The sequence below is a fragment of the uncultured Aquitalea sp. genome, from assembly GCF_945957525.1.
Taxonomy (GTDB): Bacteria; Pseudomonadota; Gammaproteobacteria; order Burkholderiales; family Chromobacteriaceae; genus Aquitalea.
Genome location: NZ_CAMFLA010000015.1, coordinates 22,438 through 44,384 on the forward strand (window position 1 = coordinate 22,438; position 21,947 = coordinate 44,384).

Sequence of the window (21,947 nt, forward strand, 5' to 3'; positions counted from 1 at the left end):
AGTCGCTGTTTTTTGTTAGTCTCCCTGCATGGGCGGCGCGGCAAGGTTGGCCGAAGGCCGAAAAAAAAGCCGAAGCAACTGCTTCGGCTTTTTCATTGCTCTGTCGGGACCGGCGGACGCCGGGCTCAAAGGCGAGTGATGACGGTTTCGGCAGCCAGACGCGATTTGGGCAGCTTGGCGTTGAAATCTTGCTCGCTGCGCTTGCCCAGCGCCACGATGACTGCGCTGGTAAGGCCCTTCTCGCGCAAGCCCAATACGTCATCGAGGATTTTCTGATCGAAACCTTCAATGGGGCAAGCGTCCACTCCCAGTGCGCCCGCGCCCAACAATAGCGTCCCCACCGCCAGATACACCTGTTTTTCCATCCAGTGCTGGGCATCGCGGCGCTCGAAACGATGCATGTCGACATAGAAAGAACGACCCTTGTGCTGACCGGCCTTGCCATCGGCATTGGCAAAGCGGCCGTCCGCCTCCTCCTTGTCCAGCACCGCCTGCAAATGCGCCTCGTCAATCGCGGCGCGAGTGCAGAACACGACCACGTGCGAGGCGTTGAGCACTTTGGCTTCATTGGCGGCGTAAGGCCCCGTCGTGGCCTTGGCGACGGCTTGTTTGCCCTCTTGGCTGGCGGCGATAAAGAAATGCCAGGGTTGCGCATTGGTGGATGAGGGGCTGAAGCGCAACAGGGTTTCAATCTGCTCGACGATATCGGCGGGCAAAGTGTAAGCCGGGTCGAAGGCCTTGGTGGTGTAGCGGGTTTGGGCGATGTCAGCGACGTTCATCTCGGTTTCTCCATGTGAAAGCGGGTTGGGCGTGCGGCCGGACATCCGGATTTTCATATCGGAATCGACAAGCCGTATTGCCATTGGCCGCCATCATGCACCATGCTGACAATTTGAAAAACCGATCCATGTTTGAACCACTATCAAATATTTTTTGACCATGAAAGCGCTTCAGGACTTAGATATCTTCATCAAGACGGCGGAATCCGGCAGCCTCACCGCCACAGCCCGCCAGCTGGGGCTGACGCCGGCCGCTACCAGCGCCGCGTTAAAGCGGCTGGAGGCCGAGCTGCAATGCCAGCTGTTTGTCCGCTCTACCCGCAGCCTGCGCCTTACGCCGCAAGGCGAGCAGTTTCTCGGCAGCGCCCGCCAGGCGCTGGAGTTGCTGGACGGGGCGCGCGAGGCGCTGCACAGCGGCAATCAGGTGCTGCGCGGTACGCTGCAACTGTCCATGCCTTCCGATTTGGGGCGCAATGTCATCCTGCCCTGGCTGGACGAATTCATGGCGCGTCACCCGGAGGTGGCCATTCGTGCCCAGTTGTCGGACCGGCTGGCCGATGTGTATCGGCAACCGGTGGACCTGGCCATCCGCTATGGCGAGCCGCCGGACTCCGGCATGATCGCCCTGCCGCTTTACCCGGCCAACAGGCGGGTGCTGTGCGCCTCGCCGGCTTATCTGGCAAGGCACGGCACGCCGGTTCACCCCGGCGAGCTGACCGGGCACAACTGCCTTTGCTACATGTTGGGCGACAGCTTTCACGACCGCTGGTGGTTTGCCGAAGGCGACCGGACGCTCACCGTCAACGTGCGCGGCAATCGTCAGGCCGATGATGGCGACGTGGTGCGTCGCTGGGCGCTGGCGGGTTTGGGCATTGCCTACAAATCCGGGCTGGACGTGGCCGCCGACCTTGCCTGCGGCAGGCTGGTGGCGCTGTGCCCCGCATGGCAAGGCGACCCCGCGCCCTTGAACATGATGTGCGCCAGCCGACGCTTGCTGAGCCCGGCAGTGCAAGCGCTGCGGGAGTTTCTGGCGCAGCGCCTGGCAGAACACGTTGCACAGGCGCAGCCTGCCTGAGCTTCAGGATTCCGGCCAAGCATTCCCATTTTGACAAGTGATTACTCAGACATCCCATCAAGCGCTGGCTATATTATTGACTGGAAACTGACTACCGACAGTGGCCCCTCTCCATAAAAACGACCAGCGCTGCCAGTACAACCCCATGCCGACACCGCTGCCCGCACAGGGGGCAACAAGGGCATCCGTTGCGGGTTTCGCCGGTAGCCAGCTGACAGCCAACAGCAAGGGAAAGCTCATGGGCAACATCCTGGTTGTAGACGACCAGAAAATCATCCAGCGACTGATGCGCACCGGTCTGGAAATGGAAAATCATACGGTTCACGGCGCCATCAACGCCGGAGAAGCCGAGCAGGCGTTCATCAACAACGATATCGATCTCGTCATCATGGACGTTGACCTGCAGGATGAGATCTCGGGTTACGACGTCTGCGAGAAGTTGCGCCAGCACAAGGAGCCCAACAGCTTTTGCGTGATTTTTGTCTCATCCCATGCAGAAACCGAAGACAAGATCCGCGGCTATGAAGTGGGAGGCGTCGACTACATCGCCAAGCCGGTGGACATGGCGGTATTGCAGGCCAAGGTAGCCACCTATCTGGACAATCTGCAGCGCATGCGCCAGTTGCACGACAGCCTTGCCTACGCCAGTTCGGCCGCCATGACGGCCATGGCGGGCATGAACGAACTGGGTGTGCTGGTGGAGGCGTTCAAACGCATCGCCACCTGTTCGGGCATTGATGACCTTTCCGCCGTGGTACTGCGCTCGGTCAGCGACATGGGGCTGGAGGGTTGTCTGGAAGTGCATGGTCTGTCCGAGGTGTTCCTGAAGAAACTAGACAATGAAGTCAACCAGCTGGAGGCGGCGATCCTGTCCAACCAGCGGGGCATGGGCCGCCTGGTACAGTTCAAGTCGATGATGCAGATCAACTACCCCCACGTCTCCTTGCTGGTGAAGAATGTACCGCGCGACAACCACGATCTGGCGGGCCGCATGCGCGACAATCTGGCGCTGCTGCTGGACGGGGTGAATTACAAGCTGGATGGTCTGATCAATGAAGAAAGGCACAAGCAGCGCGACCAGCAGATCGCCGAGCTGGTTTTTGCCTTGACCGGCCGCATGGAGCAACTGGACGCCACCCAGCGCAACAATCAGGTAGCGGTACGCATGGGTATCGAGAACCTGCGCCAGACGATGATGGCGTCTGTCATCGGCATGTTCCTGACAGACGCACAGGAGAAAGACATCGCCTACGTGCTCAATGAAGCCATAGAGGGCGTGCTGGCCTCGCAGCAAGACATTGGCGATGCGCAGGCAGCCTTGACGCAACTGGTGCAGAAGTTGCGCGATGTAGCCGCCCCGCACACCAGCCACTGACACTGACTCAACCAATGAACAAGGGGGCCGCAGGCCCCCTTGTTCATTCCTCCCCCCAGCGTTGTCGAATGGCCTCCAGCTGTGGCCGCAAAGAGAGGAAGCCGCTGACCAGCGACGGATCAAAATGCTTGCCCGCCTCGCCGGCGACCCACGCCAGTGCATCGTCCACACTCCACGGCCCCTTGTACGGGCGGCGACTGGTCAGCGCGTCGAATACATCGGCGATGGCCACAATGCGCGCCGCCAGTGGAATCGCCTCCCCTTTCAATCCTTGCGGGTAACCGCTGCCGTCCCAACGCTCGTGGTGCGCCAGCGCGATACTGGCCGCCATGCGCAGCAGGCTGGAGCTGTCGTCGCCGATAATGCGCGCGCCGATCTCCGGATGCGTGCGCATCACCCGCCACTCCTCGTCGTCCAATTTGCCCGGTTTTTGCAGAATGGCGTCCGGAATGCCTATCTTGCCGATATCGTGCATGGGCGCGGCGTTGAGCAAGTCTTCGGCAAACCTGTCGTCGCAACCGACAGCCAGTGCCAGATCCCTGGCGTAATGACTCATGCGGATGACGTGCAGCCCGGTTTCGTTGTCCTTGAATTCGGCTGCGCGGCCCAGCCGCTGAATGACCTGCAAGCGGGTTTGCCGCAACTCGTCCACACGCACCAGCGACAGGTGCGTGCGCACGCGGGCCTGTACGATGGCCGGACTGACGGGCTTGGTGATGTAGTCCACCGCGCCGGCGGCGAAACCCTCCGCCTCGTCGCTACTGTCGCTGAGCGCGGTGACGAAAATCACCGGCACCGCTTCGGTCTGCGCATCGGCCTTGAGTTCGCGACATACCGTCAGCCCGGTCATGCCCGGCATCATCACATCCAGCAGGATCAGGTCCGGTCGTTCAGCGCGGGCCAAGGCCAAGGCTTTCTCCCCGTCGCGGGCAAACAGCAAGCGATAAGCGTCTTGCAGGATGTGGCGCAGCACTTGCAGATTATTGGGCTCGTCATCCACCAGCAGCAAGGTTGGCCGAAGGTCGTCAGGGCGCGTCATTGTTTTCCGTTTCTCCGCCCGAGGCGGCCATGCTGTCCCACTTTGCCTGCCAGTCGGCCACCAAGGCTTCGGCTGCGTCAAAATCAAAATCATCCAGTGCCTGGCACAGCGCGCCCAGACCAGAGGCCGGCAAGAGGCCGGCCAATGCCGCCAGCGCATCATCGTCCAGCCTGCCCTGCCTGCAGGCTTCCGCCACGCGCTGCAGCAAGGGCAAGGCGGCGGCATTCAGCGGCGCGTCGTTTGCCGGCTCGTCGTGAGCGGCTTCTGCGGGAAGCTCGGCTGCCACGGCGGCCATCGTTTCCCGCAAGGCCTTGCTCGAAGCGGGATCACAATGTCCGGCGGATTCGATCGCCTCGGCTAGTTGCTGTACTTGAGTCAGGCCCAAATTGCCGGCCACGCCGCGCAAACGGTGAGCCAGCTGGCGGCACGCGTCTCGGTCCGCGCCGGCCAGCGTCGAGGGCGCATCCTGATAATCCGTCAGGAAACGGCGGATGCGCGGCGTCAGCGCAGCCGCCCCGCCCCAGCGCGCAGCGGCGCCTTTCCAGTCGATCACCACCCCGGCGGCCGGCGCATGCCCCGTTTCTACAGCATGCGCCAGCCCCAGCACGCGAGCCATTTCCTGCTTCAAGGCATCCATGTCCACCGGCTTGCCGGCAAAACCGTTCATGCCCGCAGCCTGTGCATCGTGACGATCCTGACTCAGTACACTGGCCGTCAGCGCAATGATGGGCACGGCGGGCAAACCCAGCAGGCGCTCCCGTTCACGCATTTGCCGGGTGGCGGTCAATCCGTCCATATCAGGCATCTGCACGTCCATCAAAATGATGTCGAAGCGCGCTTCGGCAAACCGCTGCAGCGCCGCTGAGCCGCCCTCTGCGACGGTCACCCGCATGCCCTCCCGCGCCAGCATCATCTGCAGCAGCTCGAGATTCTCTGGCACGTCGTCCACCGCCAGTACGCTGAGCGCTGGCAGCGCCAAGCGCCCGGGCACGGGGGACAGCGCCGCAGCGCCTATCGCCTCCTGGAACGGCAGGCGCAGGCTGAACACACTGCCCTCGCCAATGCGACTGTCCACGGTAATGACCCCGCCCATCAATTCGATCAACTGGCGGGCGATGGTGGTGCCAAGCCCGGTGCCGCCAAAACGGCGCGCCATACTGGCGTCTGCCTGGGTGAACGGGGCGAAAATCGAATCCAGCCGCTCCGGCGCGATGCCGATGCCGGTATCCCTCACCTCGATCAGCAGCGCGCCGCCGTCGCGCGCCACATGCAGGACGACGCTGCCGGCCTCGGTAAACTTCACCGCGTTGCCCAGCAGATTGGTCAGCACTTGGCGCATGCGCAAGGCGTCGCCATGTACCCATGCAGGGCACGCGGCATCGTATTCCAGCCGCAAGGCCAAGCCCGGCTTGGCCTTGGCTTGCAACGCAAAAGACTCCATCAACTGCTCGCAGAGACCATGCAGGGAGAAGTCGGCCTCATCCAGCTCCAGCGCGCCCCGCTCCAGCTTGGCGGTATCGAGAATATCGTTGAGCAAACCCAGCAGGGAGCGCGCCGACTGACGCACGGTTTGCAGATGACGCTGCTGTTGCGGCGTCAGGGGCGTGTCCAGCAGCAGTTCGGCAAACCCAATGATGGCGTTCATCGGCGTGCGGATTTCATGGCTCATGTTGGCGAGGAACATGCCCTTGGCGGCGGCGGCCTGCTCGGCGCGGTCGCGCGCTTCGGTCAGATCGCGCTCCATGGCCTTGCGCACGGTGACGTCATTGGCTAGTTTCACCACTTTCCAGGGTTTGCCGTCGGCATCGAGAATCGGGTTGTAGACCGCCTGAATCCATAGTTCGCGACCATCGCGGCGACGGCGACAATACTCGCCACCCTGGAAAGCGCCTGTGCGCAAGGCAAGCCAGAATGCCCGGTAAGACGCGGCATCGGTCTCCCCCGGGTTGCACAAGATGCTGTGATGCTGCCCCAGCAACTCATCCGGCCTGTAGCCGGTCAGGGCAAGAAAATTGTCATTGGCGTCAAGAATGCGGCCATTCATGTCGAACTCGGCCACAGCAAGGGCGCGCCGTATGGCGTACACCACACCCTCATGCTCCGCCGCGCGCATCTTACTGTCGGTGATGTCGATGAGCACGCCGTCTATCCATTGCGGCGTATCGTCCAGATCAAACACGATGCCGGCGCTTTCCGACACCCAGCGCTCGCCGCCGCCAAAATGGAAAATGCGGTATTCCACGATATAGGAGCGATGGTTGGCCACGGCTTCGGCCACGGTATCGCGCACACGCTGCAAATCATCAGGGTGGATGATGGAGGCCAGACTCAGCTTGCCGCTGAGAATCAGCTCCTTGTCCCAGCCGCACAATTCGGTAATGGCGTCGCTGATAAAGATCTTGCTCCACTGCTCATCGACAAGGCTGCGGAAAGCCACGCCCGGGATATTGGCGATCAGCGTGCGATACTGGGTTTCGCGCTTGGCCAGCTCACGCTCCATTTGCCGGCGCTGGCTGATGTCGGTGATGAAGCCGACGAACATGGGCTCGCCGCCATGCTCTACCTTGCCCACCGCCAAGCGTATGGGGAAAACCGTGCCATCCTTGCGCAGCGCCGACACTTCGCGCGCCACGCCGATGGCGCGAGCGTCGCCGCTGTCCAGGTAATGCGAGAGATAGCCGTCATGAGCTGAGCGGTGAGGCTCTGGCATCAGGTGATTGACGTTGCGCCCCACCAGTTCATCGGCGCGCCAGCCAAACAGTTGTTCCGCCGCACGATTAAGCGACAGTACCTTGCCCTGTGCATCGATAGTGATGATACCGTCCACGGCGGTATCCACAATGGCGCGCAAGCGCGCCTCGCCGGCGGTGCGCTCGCCCATCAGCTGCCGGTAGCGCAGCAAGGCATTGCCGGCCATGACAAAGACGCCGGCGCAAACGGTAAACAGCGACACCGCCAGCGCCAGACTGCCGTTCTGGTTCGCCCCCGCCTGGTAGCCCGGTTCTGCGCTGCCGATGAAGCGAGCCGCCGCCATGCCTGTGTAATGCATGCCGGCAATGGCCACGCCCATCACTACCCCGCCCAGCAAGATGGACTGCAAAGGCGTGAAAACACCCCCGCGTCCCAGGCCGAAACGAATCCACAACGCCAGCATGGCCAGCGCCACCGCCACGGCGATGGAGGCGAAAAACCAGCCGGGCTCATAGCGCAACGCCGGCGCCATCACCATGGCGGCCATGCCGGTATAGTGCATGGTGCCAATGCCCGACCCCACCAGCACCCCGCCCACCATCAGCTGCGCAGGCGATACCCGCTCGTGCGAGAGCATGTTCAGCGTCACCCAGGAGGCGAATACCGCCGGCAGCATCGACAACAAGGTAATGCCCTGGTCGTAGCGCACGCTGGAGCACAGATCAAAGGCGAGCATGCCGATGAAGTGCATCGCCCAGATGCCCACGCCTTGCGCGAATGAGCCGCTGAGCAAAGCGGTTTGCCGAAGCCCCCGGCTGCCGGCCTCGCGCGCCATGCCGGCCACCTGCAGCGCCACCATGGACGTCAGCGAGGCCACCGACAGCGACAGCAGCACCAGCCCGGGACGATAGCTGCCCTGTAAAAGCAGCGCGGTGGGCGTGCCCTCGCGGATGAAAAAGGATTCAAACATGCCGGGCTTTCCGGGGCTAACGGTGAGAGACAGCCGGACAAGCAGCCGGCCTACACCGCATTGTCATGCATACGATTCCAAAGATCAACCCTGATGCCGGCAGGGTTGCGGGCATGCAAAAGACTGCGGGAACCGCCCCGGCAGTCTTCTTTGCGGCAGCCTGCGGCGCATCTGGCGGCTTAGCGCTCCAGCGCGATGATGGCTTCCAGATCCTGATCCACCACCCGCATGCGCTGATAAAGCTCTTCCGTGCTGTTCACCATCTGGTCCAATTGCACCTGGCTGCCCGAAGAGGTGTCCACCAGCCGCTGCAGCAGACCCAGCACTTGCTGCATCTCGCCGGCAAAGTTGCCCACCAGTTCGTTCATCTGCCGCATGCCCAGCCCCACGGTCTGCACACCGTCCATCACATGTTGGACCGTCCCGCCAGTGGAATCGAGATTGGACTGCGTATTGTTGGCCAACTTGCGCACCTCGTCGGCCACCACGGCAAAACCGCGCCCGGCCTCGCCGGCGCGGGCGGCTTCGATGGCGGCGTTGAGCGCCAGCAGATTGGTCTGCTCGGCGATCTTCTTGATCATCATCATGACTTCGCCGATCTGCCGGGCATCTTTTTCCAGGTCACCAATGCGTTCGTTCACCGCGCTGGACGCCCTGTTGCCTTCGTCCACGCTGGAGGTGAACCGGGTGATTTCCTGCTGGATGGAGCGCAGATGCGCCACCAGTTCCGCCGAGGTCTGGCGGAACATGGGTAGGCTTTCCATCAACTGGCTGGCAAAGCTCTTGTAGCCCTGCAGTTCGTGAATCACCTTGCTTTTCATGCGGTCAATCCAGCGGGCGCGCAGCACCTCACGCGATGAAAAGTAATTTTTGTAGTTGGCGTAATGCACGGGGAACAGCTCGACAAAGCTATCCTTGAAGCCTTGCGCCGGATAAAAGAACACAGCGGTCAACGTCTGGTTGATATTGACGCCCAGCAGTTCGCCGAAGGAAGAAAAACCCGCCACCGGCACTTGTCCGTACACATTGCCCGCCGACAGTTCCGCCGCATTGTTGAGACGGCGCAAGATGCAGTCATTGAGCAGACCGCCTATCGGTTGCGGCTTGCCCTGGCTGAAACGGTTGAAATCGTTGCGAGTGCGATCCACCAGGCCCTCTTGCTTGAGCAGCAGCAGTTCTTCGCCAAAGGAAAGATCGCAAGCGAACTGCAGCATGCCGCGCACCGCGTCCACGCTCAATACGGAACGCACGAACATCTCGTTGCGGATGCGAATGCCGAAACTGTATTTGGCCAGTTTGCCGCCCACGTCTTCGCGACGACAGGAGAAATGCGCCGCCAGCGCGTCCAGCACATTGCAGACCTTGCCGTCGCGATCAAACACCGACTGCACCTGACGCAACTCGGTATTGGCTTCGGCAATGGTGAAACTGACGCCGGTTTCTTGGAAGTTCTGCGACTTGAACACCGCATAGCGGTAGGCAGGCTTGAGCTTGATGAACACCAGCACGGCGTGACCGTCGCGGACAGACTGACCGTCGTGCAGCCGGGTCATGGTGAAATCCAGCGGCCCGCCGGCCGAGCCGCCGACAAACAGGAAAGGGAAGCGCTCCGAGTCGTACACCGCTTCCATCAGATAGCTCTCGCTGTTGGAGAGGCCGTCCACCAAGGTCAGCACGAAGCCTTCCTGGTAATTCATGGTGAAGGGCAGCGCGACTTTGCCCAGGCTGCCGGCGATGCGGTTCACGCGCTCGCCGTGGCTCAGCTTGGGCTGACCGCGCTTGATGTCTTCGCACTCCAGCGACACGCTGGCCACATGCACATCCGACAGCACCTCCTCGCTGTACAGCTGGAATACCATGCTGTCCCACTGCCCTTGCGCCGGCAGGTAAAGACCGTCGCGGCCATCCAGCGAACACAACTCGCCGGCGGTGGTGGTCAGCACCACGCGGGCGCCTGGAAACGCCGCCGCTGCGGAACGGGCCACTTGATCAAGGTTGGCCGAAGGGGCGATGAAACCCAGCACCAGCCGGATGCCAGCGCGCGACGCCGCGTTCAGATCGGCGTCCAGATTGCCGCTGCGGGTTTTGATGACCTGGATGAGTGACTGGCTGGATGAAGATGGCGAGGCGATTGCCTCGGCTTTGGCGCGTTTGAAAAACATCTCTGACTCCGTTCGAGCGATGTCGTTTTTATCATGGCCATGTCAAAAGCATGGTTTAACCATGATAGACCGAACGGGTAGGAAATGTCCGAGCAGCAAGCAGACAATGCGGTCGCCGCATCGCCATTCCTCCCCGGATCTGACGGACCCCACAGGCAGAATTATTCTGTTTTAACGATCGATTTCTGATGTTTAATGTATTTTACGGAACATACATTTTCCTTCAGAGTGAAAGGTATTCGCTTCGCCCGCCGGCTACAGACAAGTGTCCGCGGCAGCGCGCCGGGGCGGCCGGCCCCGTGGGCAGCCCGATATTAGCCGCGGCGCCATGCATGAGCAGCCCGCCGCCAGCAATGCGGCGCACGCTCCGACCGCGCCTGAGTGCTGCGATGCCCGCAATCCTTGAATCCCTACCATGGAATATCTCGACCATCACCCGGTGCATGCCCGCCGCGCCGCCGCTCTGCTCGCCGCCGGTGAACTGGTGGCACTCCCCACCGAAACTGTATACGGACTGGCTGCCGACGCCCGCAATCCGGACGCCGTCGCCAAGGTCTTTCAGGCCAAAGGCAGGCCCGCCGATCATCCATTGATCGTGCACATTCCGCATCTGGCGCATCTTGCCCACTGGGTGGCATCCGTACCGCCAGCGGCGCTGCGCCTGGCTGAAGCTTTCTGGCCTGGACCGCTGACACTGGTTCTGCCAGCGTCGGCGCAAGCATCGCCGCTGATTACCGGCGGGCAGGACACCATCGCTGTGCGCTGGTCGGCCCACCCGCTGTTTCAGGCGGTACTGGATGAGCTGGGCCATGCGGTAGTGGCCCCTTCGGCCAACCCTTTCGGTCACATCAGCCCGACCTGCGCCGAGCATGTGCTGAAGAACATGCAAGGGCGTATTGCCGCCGTACTGGACGGCGGCCCCTGTCGCGTAGGCGTCGAATCCACCATTGTCGACCTCAGCGGCCCGGTGGCCAGGGTTCTCAGACCCGGCGCCATCAGCGAGGCCCAACTGGCCGAGATACTACCACTGGCTTCCCGCGCCAGCGCGCCAGCGCCCAGAGTGCCGGGCGCCCTAGCCTCTCACTACGCACCCCGACTGCCCTGCTTCCGGGTGGAAAACCAGGCCAGGCCTCTGCGCTGGCCCCCGCACCCGGAGCGCCGCTGGGCTTATATCGGCTTTGGCCCCGCCCCGGAAAACACCGGGCAAACCCATTTGCTGCCAGATGATCCGGCGGCTTGCGCCAGCCGGATCTACGCCGTGCTGCATGAAGCCGATGCCAGCGCATGCACGCATCTGTTGATTGAACTTCCTCCGGACCACCCCGACTGGCTGCCGGTGCGGGATCGCCTGCTGCGCGCCAGCGTTCCCCTGCCAGAAGAGCTGGCCACTCGCTAAGCGACAAGCAAGGCGGTGTCTTCGCACCCGCCGCTTTACCCGGCCGGCTGCGCTTCCGTTTGCGCCGCCGCACGCTCAAGCAGCCAGTCAAAAACCTGGCGAACCTGATCCGAACGCGGCGTACCAGTCACCCGGGACAACCACCAGCTCTGGCCAGGCAATACCGGGTAGCCGTTTACCCTTGCCAGCGTACCGTCTTGCAAACCTTCCAGCGCGGCAAGTCTGGATACCAAGGCCATGCCGCGCCCCCGAGCAACCGCATCCAGCACGCAGCGCTGGTCGTCATAAATGGCCGCCATGCGGAAGCTGTTCAGCCATTGCCGGAATAACGGCCCGGTGAACTCGCCGGTCAGATGCTCCTCCAGGCAAATCAGCGAGCAATGCCCGGTATGCTGTTCTTGCGGCAGCCCATTCAGCCGACCCGCCACATCCTGCCTGGCCACCACCACCCATTGATCCTGCAGCAACGGCAGTTCCAGCAAGCCCGGCTGCTGGATGGGACGGCTGCCGATAGTGATATCGACATCAATCTCATCAACATAGCGGGCGGTTTCATCGGTGGACAGCAATGGGCACAAGCCAGGCAGGTCGCGCTGCAATTGTTCCAATTGTGGTTGCAACCAGCCATGCAACAGCGGCGCCGGGCACACCAGCACTACCAGGCCCGGGTCCAGATAAGTAGCAATGCGCCCCAGCCCGCTGCGCAGGGTTTCCAGTGAGCGCTGCACGGTCCTTTGCAGCACTTCGCCCGCCATGGTCAGCTCAACCCCCCGCCCCACCCGCCTGAACAGCGTCTGCCCGGTCTGCTCTTCCAGTTGCTGTATCTGGTGGCTGATGGCCGATTGAGACAGGCACAACTCGTCCGCAGCCCGGGCAAAGCTGCCCAGTCGCGCAGCGGCCTCAAACCCCATCAGCAACTTCAGGGACGGAATACGGTGCATGGCAGAAACTCATGAGAAAAATTGGCCAATTAAGCCAATAAACATCAATTTTTATCAAGCATGATTTATCACATACTCCGCTCACCACCCACAAGCAAAGGAGATGACCATGATGCAGTTTGATGCCCGCAAAGCCGGCTTTCGCATGCCCGCAGAGTGGGAAACGCAGCAAGCCACCTGGCTGGGCTGGCCCGTGGCGGAGTACCGGCAAGGACTGTGGGGCGAGCACTATCAGGCAGTCTGCGCCGAATTCGCGCTGACAGCGCAAACCATCGCCCGCTTTCAGCCTTGCATCGTCACCGCCCATTTCAGCCAGGCCGAGCGGGCCCAAGCATTGTGCGGCCCCACGGTGCGCGTGCTGGCGGTGGCGGCGGAAGACAACTGGGTGCGGGACTGCGGCCCCCTATTCCTGCAAGGCGATCGCGGGCAACTGGGCGCAGCGCTGTTCCGTTTCAACGCCTGGGGCGAGAAATACCAGCCTTACGATGGCTGCCAGCAATTGGGACAAGACATGGCTCGCCATGCGGGCACCGTCATTTTCAACTCCCACCTCATTCTGGAGGGCGGCTCGTTTTATGTGGACGGGCAAGGCACCTTGCTGACCACGGAGAGTTGCTTGCTGCACCCCAATCGCAATCCCTCCTGGAGTCGCTCCGAGATCGAGACCGAGCTCAAACGCATGCTGGGCGTGGAAAAAATCATTTGGTTGCCGGGGAACCCCGAAGAAGTCGAAACCAATGGCCACGTTGACGGCATTGCCTCATTCATCGCGCCGGGCAAGCTGCTTTGCCAGTCTGCCGAAGAAGAGCAAGGCGACTACTACCGCATCATGCGGGAAAACCGCCGGGCACTGGAGCTGGCGACAGACGCCAAGGGAAACCGCTTTGAACTGCTCGACCTGCCATCACCCATGGTCAGCGAGCGCTATGGGTCTGAGCGCTATTGCGACTGTTACGCCAATTACATCCTGGTGAATGGCGCGGTGATCTCCACCGCGTTCGGCGTCCCGGAGGACGATGCGGCCAGGGAGGTGTTCGCTCGGGCATTCCCGGATCGGGAAGTCTTGTTGCTGCCGGTTACCCGCATTGCCATAGGCGGCGGCAGCCTGCATTGCTCCACCCAGCAACAGCCGCTTGTCGCGGCCTCTCACTGAGCACAAGGAACAACCTATGACTCATCGCACCCTGACAGTGGCTTCGATACAGATGGCATCCGGCAGCTGGAACCTGGAAGACAATATGGCGAGAGCGGAACGGCTCATCCGCCAGGCGGCCGGACAAGGGGCCCAGCTGGTGCTGTGCCCGGAACTGTTCATGATGCCGTACTTCTGCCTGGACCAGAATGCTCGTCATCTAGAGTTGGCCGAACCTTTTGCCGGAAACGCGCGCATTGCCCGCTTCGCCGCGCTCGCCGGCGAGCTGGGCATCGTACTGCCCATCGGCTTTTTCGAACGCGCCGGCAATGCCGCTTACAACTCGGTGGCGGTGGCCGATGCCGACGGCGCCGTACTGGGCGTGTATCGCAAGACACATATTCCGGACGGCCCCGGTTACACGGAAAAATTTTACTTCACGCCCGGCGATACCGGCTTCAGGGTATGGGATACGCGCTTTGGCCGTATCGGCATCGGCATTTGCTGGGACCAATGGTATCCGGAAACCGCGCGCGCCTTGGCGCTGATGGGGGCGGAAGTACTGTGCTTCCCGACCATCATCGGCTCCGAACCGTTTGACGCCGCATACGACTCCTCCGGCCATTGGCAACGTACCATGCAAGGCCATGCCGCCGCCAATATGCTGCCGGTGGTAGCGGCAAACCGGATCGGCGCCGAAACCGGCTTCGGCAATGGCAATGACCGGCAGCAGGGACTGACCGGCGTGTTTTATGGCTCCAGCTTCATTGCCGATCACACCGGCGCCAAAGTGACGGAAGCCGGCCGCACCGAAGAAACCATCCTGCTGCATACCTTTGATCTGGACGCCATCAGGGCGGACCGCCAATCCTGGGGTTTCTTCCGCGACCGTCGTCCGGAAATGTACCGCGCGCTGCTGACCAGCGACGGCCAGGCATCCTGCTATCGCAAAACGGGAGAGCTCGCATGATGTCCAGACAGGTCTTCATTCTTGCCGCAATGCTGGCGTCAGGCTTCACGCACGCGGCAGAGGAAAAAGTGCTTAACCTCTACAACTGGTCCGACTACTTTGCGCCTGATACGCTGGCGCAATTCCAGAAAGAAACCGGTATCAAGGTGCGCTATGACAGCTATGACAGCGATGAGACGCTGCAGGCCAAGCTCCTTACCGGCAATAGCGGCTACGATCTGGTATGGCCAAGCAATGACTTCATGGCCAAACAGATAGAGGCCGGTGCCTTTCGCAAACTGGACAAGAGCCGCCTGAGCAATCTGCGCAATCTGGACCCCGCCTTGTTGAAGCTGATGGCGCGCTCCGACCCGGGCAATCAGTATGGCGTACCCTATATGTGGGGCACTGTCGGTGTCGGTTACGACCGCAAGAAAGTGGCGTCGATTCTCGGCAAAGACATGCCGGCCAACAGTCTGGACTTGCTGTTCAATCCGCAGATTGCAAAACGATTGGCCGCTGGGCATTGCGCATTGGGGCTGCAGGACTCCGCCAGCACGATCCTGCCGCTGGCCCTGCACTATGCGGGGCGCAATGTGCAGAATGCGGACAGCAAAGACTACGATGCCGTGCGCAACATGCTGATGAAGATCAGACCGGCCATCAGCCTGTTTGCCACTTCGGCCAACGCCAACGAGCTGATGGAGGGAGAACTTTGCGTGTTTGCCGGGTACTCGGGCGCCATCAATCTGGCCGCTCAAAAGAATCGCGAAGTGGGCAAGGGTCGGGAACTGGTGTACAGCATCCCCGCCATAGGCACACTGATGTGGTATGACAGCATGGCAATACCCAAAACCGCACCGCACCCGAACAATGCCCACCTGTTCATCAACTTCATTCTGCGGCCTGATATCGTGGCGCATATTTCCAACGCCACCCGTTACGCCAATGCCAATCTGAAGGCCCAACCTTTTGTTGAGCCGGATCTGCGTCAAAACCCGGGAGTTTACCCGCCGGAATCCGTGCGCAAATCCCTATTCACGCTCAGTACCCAAAGTGCGGAAAGCAGCCGGCTGGAAAACCGGCTGTGGACTACCTTCAAGACAGGCAAGTAAGACGCGACCGGCACGACAACCGTGCCGGATTCGCCGCTTTCAGGAGAGCGCAAAATGAATACCCGACGCGCGTTTATCGCACAAGGACTGATGCTGGCCGGCAGCCGACTGCTTGTCGGTGCCACCGGGCTGAGTGCCAGCCTCGCCCAAGCTGCCCCTGCTGTCTGGCGCATGCCGGACGAAGGCGAGCGACACGCCGCCACCTGGATGGGCTTTGGTCCCGACGAAGAAATATGGGGAGCCCGCCTGCGGGACGGCGCCCGCGCGGCGCTGGCCGGAATAGCCCGCGCCATTGCGCAGTATGAGCCGGTCAACATGCTGGTGCGACCCGAGGAGTACGATATTGCCGCCCGCTTGTGCGGCAATGGCATCAACCTGCTTGAGACGGAAATGGATGATTTGTGGCTGCGGGACACCGGCCCGGTCTTTGTCAAAAACAGCAATGGCGAGCGCTCTGCGGTCAGTTTCAACTTCAATGGTTGGGGCAACAAGCAAGCGCATGCGGACGATGCCAAGTTGGCCGAATACATTGCCGGCAAGGCGGGCGTCCCCTTGCTGCGCAGCAAGCTGGTGCTGGAAGGAGGAGGTATTGAAGTGGATGGCGAAGGTACCGCCATCATTACCGAAAGTTGTGTGCTGAACCGTAACCGTAATCCGGGTGTAAGCAAGGCGGTGTGCGAAGCCGAGCTGAAAACCCTGCTGGGGCTGGACAAGATCATCTGGCTGCCCGGCATCGCCGGCAAAGACATCACAGACGGCCATACCGACTTCTACGCCCGCTTTGCCAGCCCCGGCGTCGTGGTGGCCGGGCTGGATAACGACCCATCCTCTTACGACCACGCCGTGACCCGTCGCCACCTCGGCATCTTACGCAATGCCACCGATGCGCGCGGCCGCAAGCTGCAAGTGGTGGAAATGGCCGGCCCCTCTTCGGTAAGAAAGCAGTATGAAAACGAAGAGTTCGCTGCCGGCTACATCAACTTCTACGTTTGCGACAAAGCCGTCATCGCGCCGCAATTTGGCGATGCCAGGGCGGACAACAACAGCCGCGCGATTCTCCGCGAACTGTTTCCCGGCAGGGATATTGTCCAGCTCAACATCGACCCCATCGCCGCGGGCGGCGGCGGCATTCATTGCACCACGCAACAACAGCCAGCGTAGCTGCCGGGCCCAAGCCGACCGCGTGGACAGCTTGCTTGTCCGCCATCCCCTCCCGGGTTGCGAGTCAAACAGAAAGGCCTTGCAGCAAGCGTGCTGCAAGGCCTTGATGCGAATGGCGCCGGCAAGCGGAGTCGCCCCTGAATCACCCCGGCTGCGCTAATTACTTTCAGTATCCCTAAGCAATGCAAAACGCACTGTCCGGCATGAACCACCCTGGCCGACCCACTGACGAGGCGCCTGGCTGGCGGCAGCTAGTTTGGCCAAAGCGCTCTTCCACGGCGACTACGCCGCACGGTCTGCCCCGCTCACCGCTGTCTTTGACTGAATGGCTGCAACACTGCGCAAGCTGTCAAAATCCACTCAACGCATTTGCTTGCGAGTCAGGCGCCGATCAAGTGCTCCAGGCCACTCTCGCCAACCGGCGCTTCAACCAGCCACGGTATCAGCGCCGATTGCTTGGATAGACTGTCTGCAACCCGGCGAATGTACGGCTCTTCATATGCACCACGCTGGCAAAGAATGGGATGCTTTGTACCACTCGCCAAGAGCGACTGATTGACGATCCAGGCATGCGGTTGAATACCTGCCCGCGCCAAATCGGCGGCAAGGCGTTCCGCCTCATGAACTGGCGTGGCTTCCGGCAGGGTCACAATGAGCACCCGGGTATAGCTGGGGTCGCGCAGTCGAGGCAACAATTGGAGCACGGCCTTGGGCATGTCGCCCTGGATCCGCATGACTTCCCTGTGATAGGCCTCAGCGGCGTCCAGCAAAAGAATGGTGTGCCCAGTTGGCGCGGTATCCAGCACCACAAAACCATCCTTGCCTTCATCCACAGTGCGCGCAAAGGCGCGGAATACGGCGATTTCTTCGGTGCAGGGAGAGCGCAAGTCCTCTTCGAGCATGGCGCGCCCACCCGAATCGAGATGCTGTCCGGCCTTGGCCAGCACCTCATCAGTGTATTGCTTCACTTCCAGCACGGGATCGATGCGGGTTACCGCAAGTCCAGGCACGACGCCATCAATGGCCGCAGCCGTGTGGGCTGCCGGGTCGGTTGTGGATAACACGACCTTATGGCCTTTCTTGGCCAGTGCCACGGCAATGGCTGCCGCCACCGTTGTCTTGCCGACGCCCCCCTTGCCCATGGTCATGATGACCCCATGCCCCTTTGCTGCAATAGCGTCGACAAGACCATGGAGATTGGGCGGCAACAGGGTTTCCGGCATGACGATACCGTTTGGGGCCACCGCCGTCTCCGGGTGCGCCATCTCCCGCAGGGCATCCAGGCCCACTGCGCCAAGAGGCAGAAAGGGGACGCGCGTTTGCGGCAAGTCGGCAAGTTCAGACGGCATGGAGTCGATAGCGTCAGCGGCGCGCGCCGCCATGGCAACTGCAATCGCATCGCCAGCCGTATCGCCAGAGAACAAACCGTTGATGACTAGCGTCTGGTTGTAAATGCCCAGGCCGTTCAGCTCAAGGCGGGTGCGGTTAGCCTCACGCAATGAGGCCGTGTCTGCACGCGCTACCAGAATGACGGTCGTCTCGCTGGCACTGGATAGACGGGCTACCGTTGCGGCATACAAAGCCTTCTGTTTCTCCAGCCCGGCCAAGGGCCCCAGGCAGGAAGCGCCGCCCGTCGAAGAGGAGATGAACTCGCCCCACGCCGAGGGCAGCGTCAGCAGGCGCAGCGTGTGACCGGTGGGAGCCGTGTCGAAAACGACGTGGTCGAACCCGGCAGTAATCGCGGGGTCGCCGATCAGTTTCGAGAATTCATCGAAGGCCGCAATCTCGACAGTGCAGGCGCCGGAGAATTGCTCCTCCATACTCAGGATGGCTGCAGCTGGCAGGATGCCGCGATACGGCGCCACCATCCGTTCCCGGTAGGTATGCGCAGCCGTTTCCGGGTCTATGTTCAAGGCGAACAGCCCCGGAGCGCCCGGAATGGCGGTGGGGAACTGGCTCAAATCCACGCCCAGAACCTCGTCCAGGTTGGAGGCCGGGTCGGTGCTGACGATGAGCACCTTCTTGCCAGCCTCTGCCAGTACCAGGCCAGTAGCGCAGGAAAGCGATGTCTTACCGACGCCGCCCTTGCCCGTGAAGAACAGGTAGCGGGTCTGGATAGCGGGCAACGACATGATCAACCCCTTGCTCAGCAGCATCCCGGCTTGCAGCCGCAGCCACCCGCCTTGATGCGCGGTTTCTCGGCCGTTGTCAGCGCGATGCCCAGCTTCTGGGCCAATTGGGCGCGCGACGGGTACATGCCGGTGGACACGATATGGCCATCAACGACGAGGATGGGCAGGCGATCCATGCCGGCTTTCATCTCCCTGACCACGTCCGCATTGGCGGCGAAGGCCTGCGGCTCCTGGCCGAGGTTGTGGCGCTCAACGGTGATGCTATGCGCTTCAACCCATTTCAGGTCGGCTGCGAACTGGGCCAGCATCGGGTCAACATCAACACCGCAAACACCCGTGGCACAACACATGGCCGGATCAAACACTTCGAGTTTCTTCATGATTTCCTCCTTGCGCGCTTCAGGCCTCGTACCAGCCCTTGGATGCATTGACCACTTTCACCACCAGCAACATCACCGGCACCTCGATGAGAACCCCGACGACTGTGGCCAGCGCCGCGCCAGACTCAAACCCGAACAGACTGATGGCGGCAGCCACGGCGAGTTCGAAGAAGTTCGACGCCCCGATGAGTGCTGATGGGCAAGCCACATTGTGCTTCTCTCCAACCATTTTGTTCAGCCAGTAGGCCAGCGCCGAATTGAAAAATACCTGGATGAGGATGGGCACGGCGAGCAATGCAATGACCAGAGGTTGCTTGATGATGGCCTCGCCCTGGAAGGCGAAGAGCAACACCAAGGTTGCAAGCAGTGCCGAGATGGACCACGGGCCAATCCTGGCCATGGCAGCGTCGAAGGCGGGTTGCCCCTTGGCCAGCAAGGTCTTGCGCAAAAGCTGGGCCAGAATGACGGGGATGACGATATAGAGGATGACCGAGGTCAGCAGCGTGGCCCATGGCACGGCAATGGACGAAATGCCGAGCAGGAACGCAACAATCGGGGCAAAGGCAAACACCATGATGCTGTCGTTCATCGCCACCTGCGACAGCGTGAACAGCGGATCGCCGTTGGACAGCCGGCTCCAGACAAAGACCATGGCGGTACAGGGTGCAGCCGCCAACAGGATGAGGCCGGCAATATAACTATCCAGCTGATCGGCGGGCAGCATGGGGGCAAAGAGATTCCGCACGAACAACCAGCCCAGAAAAGCCATCGAAAACGGCTTCACCAGCCAGTTCACGAATAGCGTGACGCCGATGCCGCGGACGTGCTGCCTCACTTCATGCAAGGCGCTGAAATCCACCTTCACCAGCATGGGGATAATCATGACCCAGATCAGCAGGCCGACCGGCAGATTCACCTGCGCCACCGCCATGTGGCCGATGGCCTGAAACACGCGGGGCGCCAGCTGACCGGCAGCGATACCGGCGATGATGCAGAGAAACACCCAGAGGGTCAGATAACGCTCGAAAACACTCATCGGCGCGCCGGCCGCGGCCTTGGCGCCAGCTTCACATTGAACAACAGACATGATGGTTCCTCACAAGCCCAGGGCTTCGCGCACAGCCGGCACCAGCCGTGCGCGAATGTCGTCGCGCACCGCCAGGAAGCTTTCCAGCGGCTCGCCGTGCGGGTCGTGAAAGCCCACGTGGATACGCTTCACCGGCCGCGGGAAAACGGGACAGGTTTCCTTGGCGTTGTCGCAAACGCTGACCACCAGATCGATTTCCTGGTCCATGACGTCTTCAACCGTTTTCGGGAACAGGCCTTCCGTCGGCAAGCCCGCCAACTGCAAGGCTTCGATGGCGCCATCGGCGACCTTGGGTTGCGGGAGGGTGCCGGCGGAGATGCCGCGCACGAGGCCAGCCAGATCGTGGTTAAGGATTGCTTCACCCATCTGGGAGCGGCAGGAATTTCCCGTGCAGAGAACAAGGACAGTTTTCGGGTTGCTCATGGTCATTTCTCTTGGGAGTGGGGCTTCTGGGTCCGACGCTTGGCGAGTGCGTCGCAAGCCGTCGTCTTCGGCAAACATGCCTTTCCCTGGCAGCAGTTGTGGGCCAGGAATGCAATCAGTTCGTTCATCGTCCCGTACTCGGCGGAATAGTGGATGAAGCGACTCTCACGCTCGCCCTTGATAAGACCGACACGACTCAGGTGCGACAGGTGAAAGGACAGCGTGGCATTCGGAATATTCAGGCGCTCACCAATGGCGGAGGCGTTGACCCCCTCCGGGCCAGCCTCCACGAGCAGGCGGAAGATAGCAAGACGCGACTCGTGCCCGAGAGCGGCAAGGATTTCAGCAGCGGTTAAAGTTTCCATGTTTCCAATATTATAGAAATATAGAAGCGAGTCAAATGACGGATTTATTGTTGTGGCGCGCGCCAAGGTTCTTGGGCGCAACCGGGATGGCCTGTTGCACGAGCCGTGCAATGCTCGTGCAAGCAAATAACAAAAGGGGGGCGTGTACTGAATTTTGTGTAAACGGACATTTGGCAGGAAACTGCCACCTAGTCTGGAGACACAATGAGCTCGAAGAAACACGACGTACCTGACACACTACTGGACAGCTTGCTGGCCGATTACCAGAAGCCCGAAGACCTCATCACCGATCCCGCACTACGCCGCATGGCGGACCATTACGCGTTGCGTGCCCACTTGGTGCAGGACGCTGCGCGAAATGAATCAGGCCGAGGAGTTGGGCTGCTATCTCGAAACGGCTTGGCAAGGTGCGGTATGGTCGTTCAAGTCGCCCCCGAAAAAAACCCCGCAGGCCAAACTAGTGATGGTAAATCTGTTGAGCCTGTGCCAGCTGGAAACCAATGCCATGACTAATCACTGAACAGCATGGCAGTGCTTGCGAGAGGGGGTCATCTATGCCGATGGCGTCTGGCAGCACTTATCGACCGATTCGCTGCTCGCACCGACGCACACTATCCGCCAAGCTAATAAGTCACGAAAACTCATCATCCAGCATAAAACAAAGCACGATTGGCTTTTTGGCCTTGCCCCGTCCTCCCAATGCCCAGCGACAGCCAAATCGCACCCTATCTTGAACAGGCCAGCGTTCTGCCTGATACCTCTGTTCTAGGTGCTC

18 protein-coding genes are annotated in these 21,947 nt (G+C 61.2%); 8 read left to right on the forward strand and 10 right to left on the reverse strand.

The window, feature by feature from the left end; all coding sequences use genetic code 11:
* Positions 1 to 125: 125 nt before the first annotated feature.
* The gene (gene nfsB, locus Q0P52_RS14385; RefSeq protein WP_293765640.1) at positions 126 to 779 is read right to left on the reverse strand and encodes an oxygen-insensitive NAD(P)H nitroreductase; all 654 of its coding nucleotides are present in this window, start codon (positions 777 to 779) and stop codon (positions 126 to 128) included.
* A gap of 160 nt (positions 780 to 939) precedes the next feature.
* On the opposite strand from nfsB, the gene Q0P52_RS14390 reads away from it, so the two are divergent.
* The gene (locus Q0P52_RS14390; protein WP_293765641.1) at positions 940 to 1,854 is read left to right on the forward strand and encodes a LysR family transcriptional regulator; all 915 of its coding nucleotides are present in this window, start codon (positions 940 to 942) and stop codon (positions 1,852 to 1,854) included.
* 238 nt (positions 1,855 to 2,092) lie between these two features.
* On the forward strand, positions 2,093 to 3,229 hold the full coding sequence (locus tag Q0P52_RS14395; RefSeq protein WP_293765643.1) for a response regulator: 1,137 nt from the start codon (positions 2,093 to 2,095) through the stop codon (positions 3,227 to 3,229).
* A 43-nt stretch (positions 3,230 to 3,272) separates the two neighbouring features.
* Here the strand turns inward: Q0P52_RS14395 and Q0P52_RS14400 are convergent, their stop codons facing one another.
* The 3 genes from Q0P52_RS14400 to Q0P52_RS14410 all read right to left on the reverse strand — a co-directional run bounded on the left by Q0P52_RS14400 (position 3,273) and on the right by Q0P52_RS14410 (position 10,091).
* Positions 3,273 to 4,268, reverse strand: coding sequence for a two-component system response regulator (locus Q0P52_RS14400; RefSeq protein WP_293765645.1), 996 nt, complete (start codon positions 4,266 to 4,268; stop codon positions 3,273 to 3,275).
* Positions 4,255 to 7,929: a PAS domain S-box protein gene (locus tag Q0P52_RS14405; protein ID WP_293765647.1), complete on the reverse strand. Its 3,675-nt coding sequence runs from the start codon at positions 7,927 to 7,929 to the stop codon at positions 4,255 to 4,257. The genes Q0P52_RS14400 and Q0P52_RS14405 overlap by 14 nt, the downstream gene beginning before the upstream one ends.
* Positions 7,930 to 8,108: 179 nt before the next feature.
* On the reverse strand, positions 8,109 to 10,091 hold the full coding sequence (locus Q0P52_RS14410) for a methyl-accepting chemotaxis protein (protein WP_293765649.1): 1,983 nt from the start codon (positions 10,089 to 10,091) through the stop codon (positions 8,109 to 8,111).
* 415 nt (positions 10,092 to 10,506) lie between these two features.
* On the opposite strand from Q0P52_RS14410, the gene Q0P52_RS14415 reads away from it, so the two are divergent.
* Positions 10,507 to 11,487 (forward strand): L-threonylcarbamoyladenylate synthase, encoded by a 981-nt coding sequence (locus Q0P52_RS14415; protein ID WP_293765650.1) that lies wholly within the window; start codon positions 10,507 to 10,509, stop codon positions 11,485 to 11,487.
* 35 nt (positions 11,488 to 11,522) lie between these two features.
* On the opposite strand, the gene Q0P52_RS14420 is transcribed toward Q0P52_RS14415, so the two are convergent.
* A complete protein-coding gene (locus Q0P52_RS14420) occupies positions 11,523 to 12,428 on the reverse strand; it encodes a LysR family transcriptional regulator (RefSeq protein ID WP_293765651.1) in 906 nt (301 codons plus the stop codon).
* Positions 12,429 to 12,537: 109 nt separating this feature from the next.
* Here Q0P52_RS14420 and Q0P52_RS14425 point away from each other — a divergent pair, with 109 nt between their 5' ends.
* From Q0P52_RS14425 to Q0P52_RS14440, 4 genes are read left to right on the forward strand one after another with little or no spacing between them, the layout of a single operon-like run.
* Entirely contained in the window at positions 12,538 to 13,581 is a 1,044-nt protein-coding gene (locus Q0P52_RS14425; protein WP_293765653.1) for an agmatine deiminase family protein, read from the forward strand.
* Between the two features lie 16 nt (positions 13,582 to 13,597).
* The gene (gene aguB, locus Q0P52_RS14430) at positions 13,598 to 14,530 is read left to right on the forward strand and encodes an N-carbamoylputrescine amidase (protein WP_293765654.1); all 933 of its coding nucleotides are present in this window, start codon (positions 13,598 to 13,600) and stop codon (positions 14,528 to 14,530) included.
* Positions 14,527 to 15,624: a polyamine ABC transporter substrate-binding protein gene (locus Q0P52_RS14435; RefSeq protein WP_293765655.1), complete on the forward strand. Its 1,098-nt coding sequence runs from the start codon at positions 14,527 to 14,529 to the stop codon at positions 15,622 to 15,624. Before aguB ends, Q0P52_RS14435 begins: the two co-directional genes overlap by 4 nt.
* A gap of 54 nt (positions 15,625 to 15,678) precedes the next feature.
* Positions 15,679 to 16,785, forward strand: a complete 1,107-nt coding sequence (locus tag Q0P52_RS14440; RefSeq protein ID WP_293765656.1) for an agmatine deiminase family protein — start codon at positions 15,679 to 15,681, stop codon at positions 16,783 to 16,785.
* Positions 16,786 to 17,165: 380 nt separating this feature from the next.
* Here the strand turns inward: Q0P52_RS14440 and arsA are convergent, their stop codons facing one another.
* The 5 genes from arsA to Q0P52_RS14465 are packed head-to-tail and all read right to left on the reverse strand — an operon-like array spanning position 17,166 to position 21,172.
* On the reverse strand, positions 17,166 to 18,941 hold the full coding sequence (arsA, locus tag Q0P52_RS14445; protein WP_293813727.1) for an arsenical pump-driving ATPase: 1,776 nt from the start codon (positions 18,939 to 18,941) through the stop codon (positions 17,166 to 17,168).
* On the reverse strand, positions 18,932 to 19,297 hold the full coding sequence (gene arsD, locus Q0P52_RS14450) for an arsenite efflux transporter metallochaperone ArsD (protein WP_293765659.1): 366 nt from the start codon (positions 19,295 to 19,297) through the stop codon (positions 18,932 to 18,934). The genes arsA and arsD overlap by 10 nt, the downstream gene beginning before the upstream one ends.
* 19 nt (positions 19,298 to 19,316) lie before the next feature.
* Complete coding sequence (arsB, locus tag Q0P52_RS14455; RefSeq protein ID WP_293813728.1) at positions 19,317 to 20,384, reverse strand: ACR3 family arsenite efflux transporter; 1,068 nt, start codon at positions 20,382 to 20,384, stop codon at positions 19,317 to 19,319.
* Positions 20,385 to 20,393: 9 nt separating this feature from the next.
* Positions 20,394 to 20,885, reverse strand: coding sequence for an arsenate reductase ArsC (locus Q0P52_RS14460; RefSeq protein ID WP_366062455.1), 492 nt, complete (start codon positions 20,883 to 20,885; stop codon positions 20,394 to 20,396).
* Complete coding sequence (locus Q0P52_RS14465; RefSeq protein WP_293765664.1) at positions 20,810 to 21,172, reverse strand: metalloregulator ArsR/SmtB family transcription factor; 363 nt, start codon at positions 21,170 to 21,172, stop codon at positions 20,810 to 20,812. The genes Q0P52_RS14460 and Q0P52_RS14465 overlap by 76 nt, the downstream gene beginning before the upstream one ends.
* Before the next feature lie 358 nt (positions 21,173 to 21,530).
* Between Q0P52_RS14465 and Q0P52_RS14470 the strand changes: the two genes are divergently transcribed.
* Complete coding sequence (locus Q0P52_RS14470) at positions 21,531 to 21,692, forward strand: hypothetical protein (RefSeq protein WP_293765665.1); 162 nt, start codon at positions 21,531 to 21,533, stop codon at positions 21,690 to 21,692.
* Positions 21,693 to 21,947: the final 255 nt, after the last annotated feature.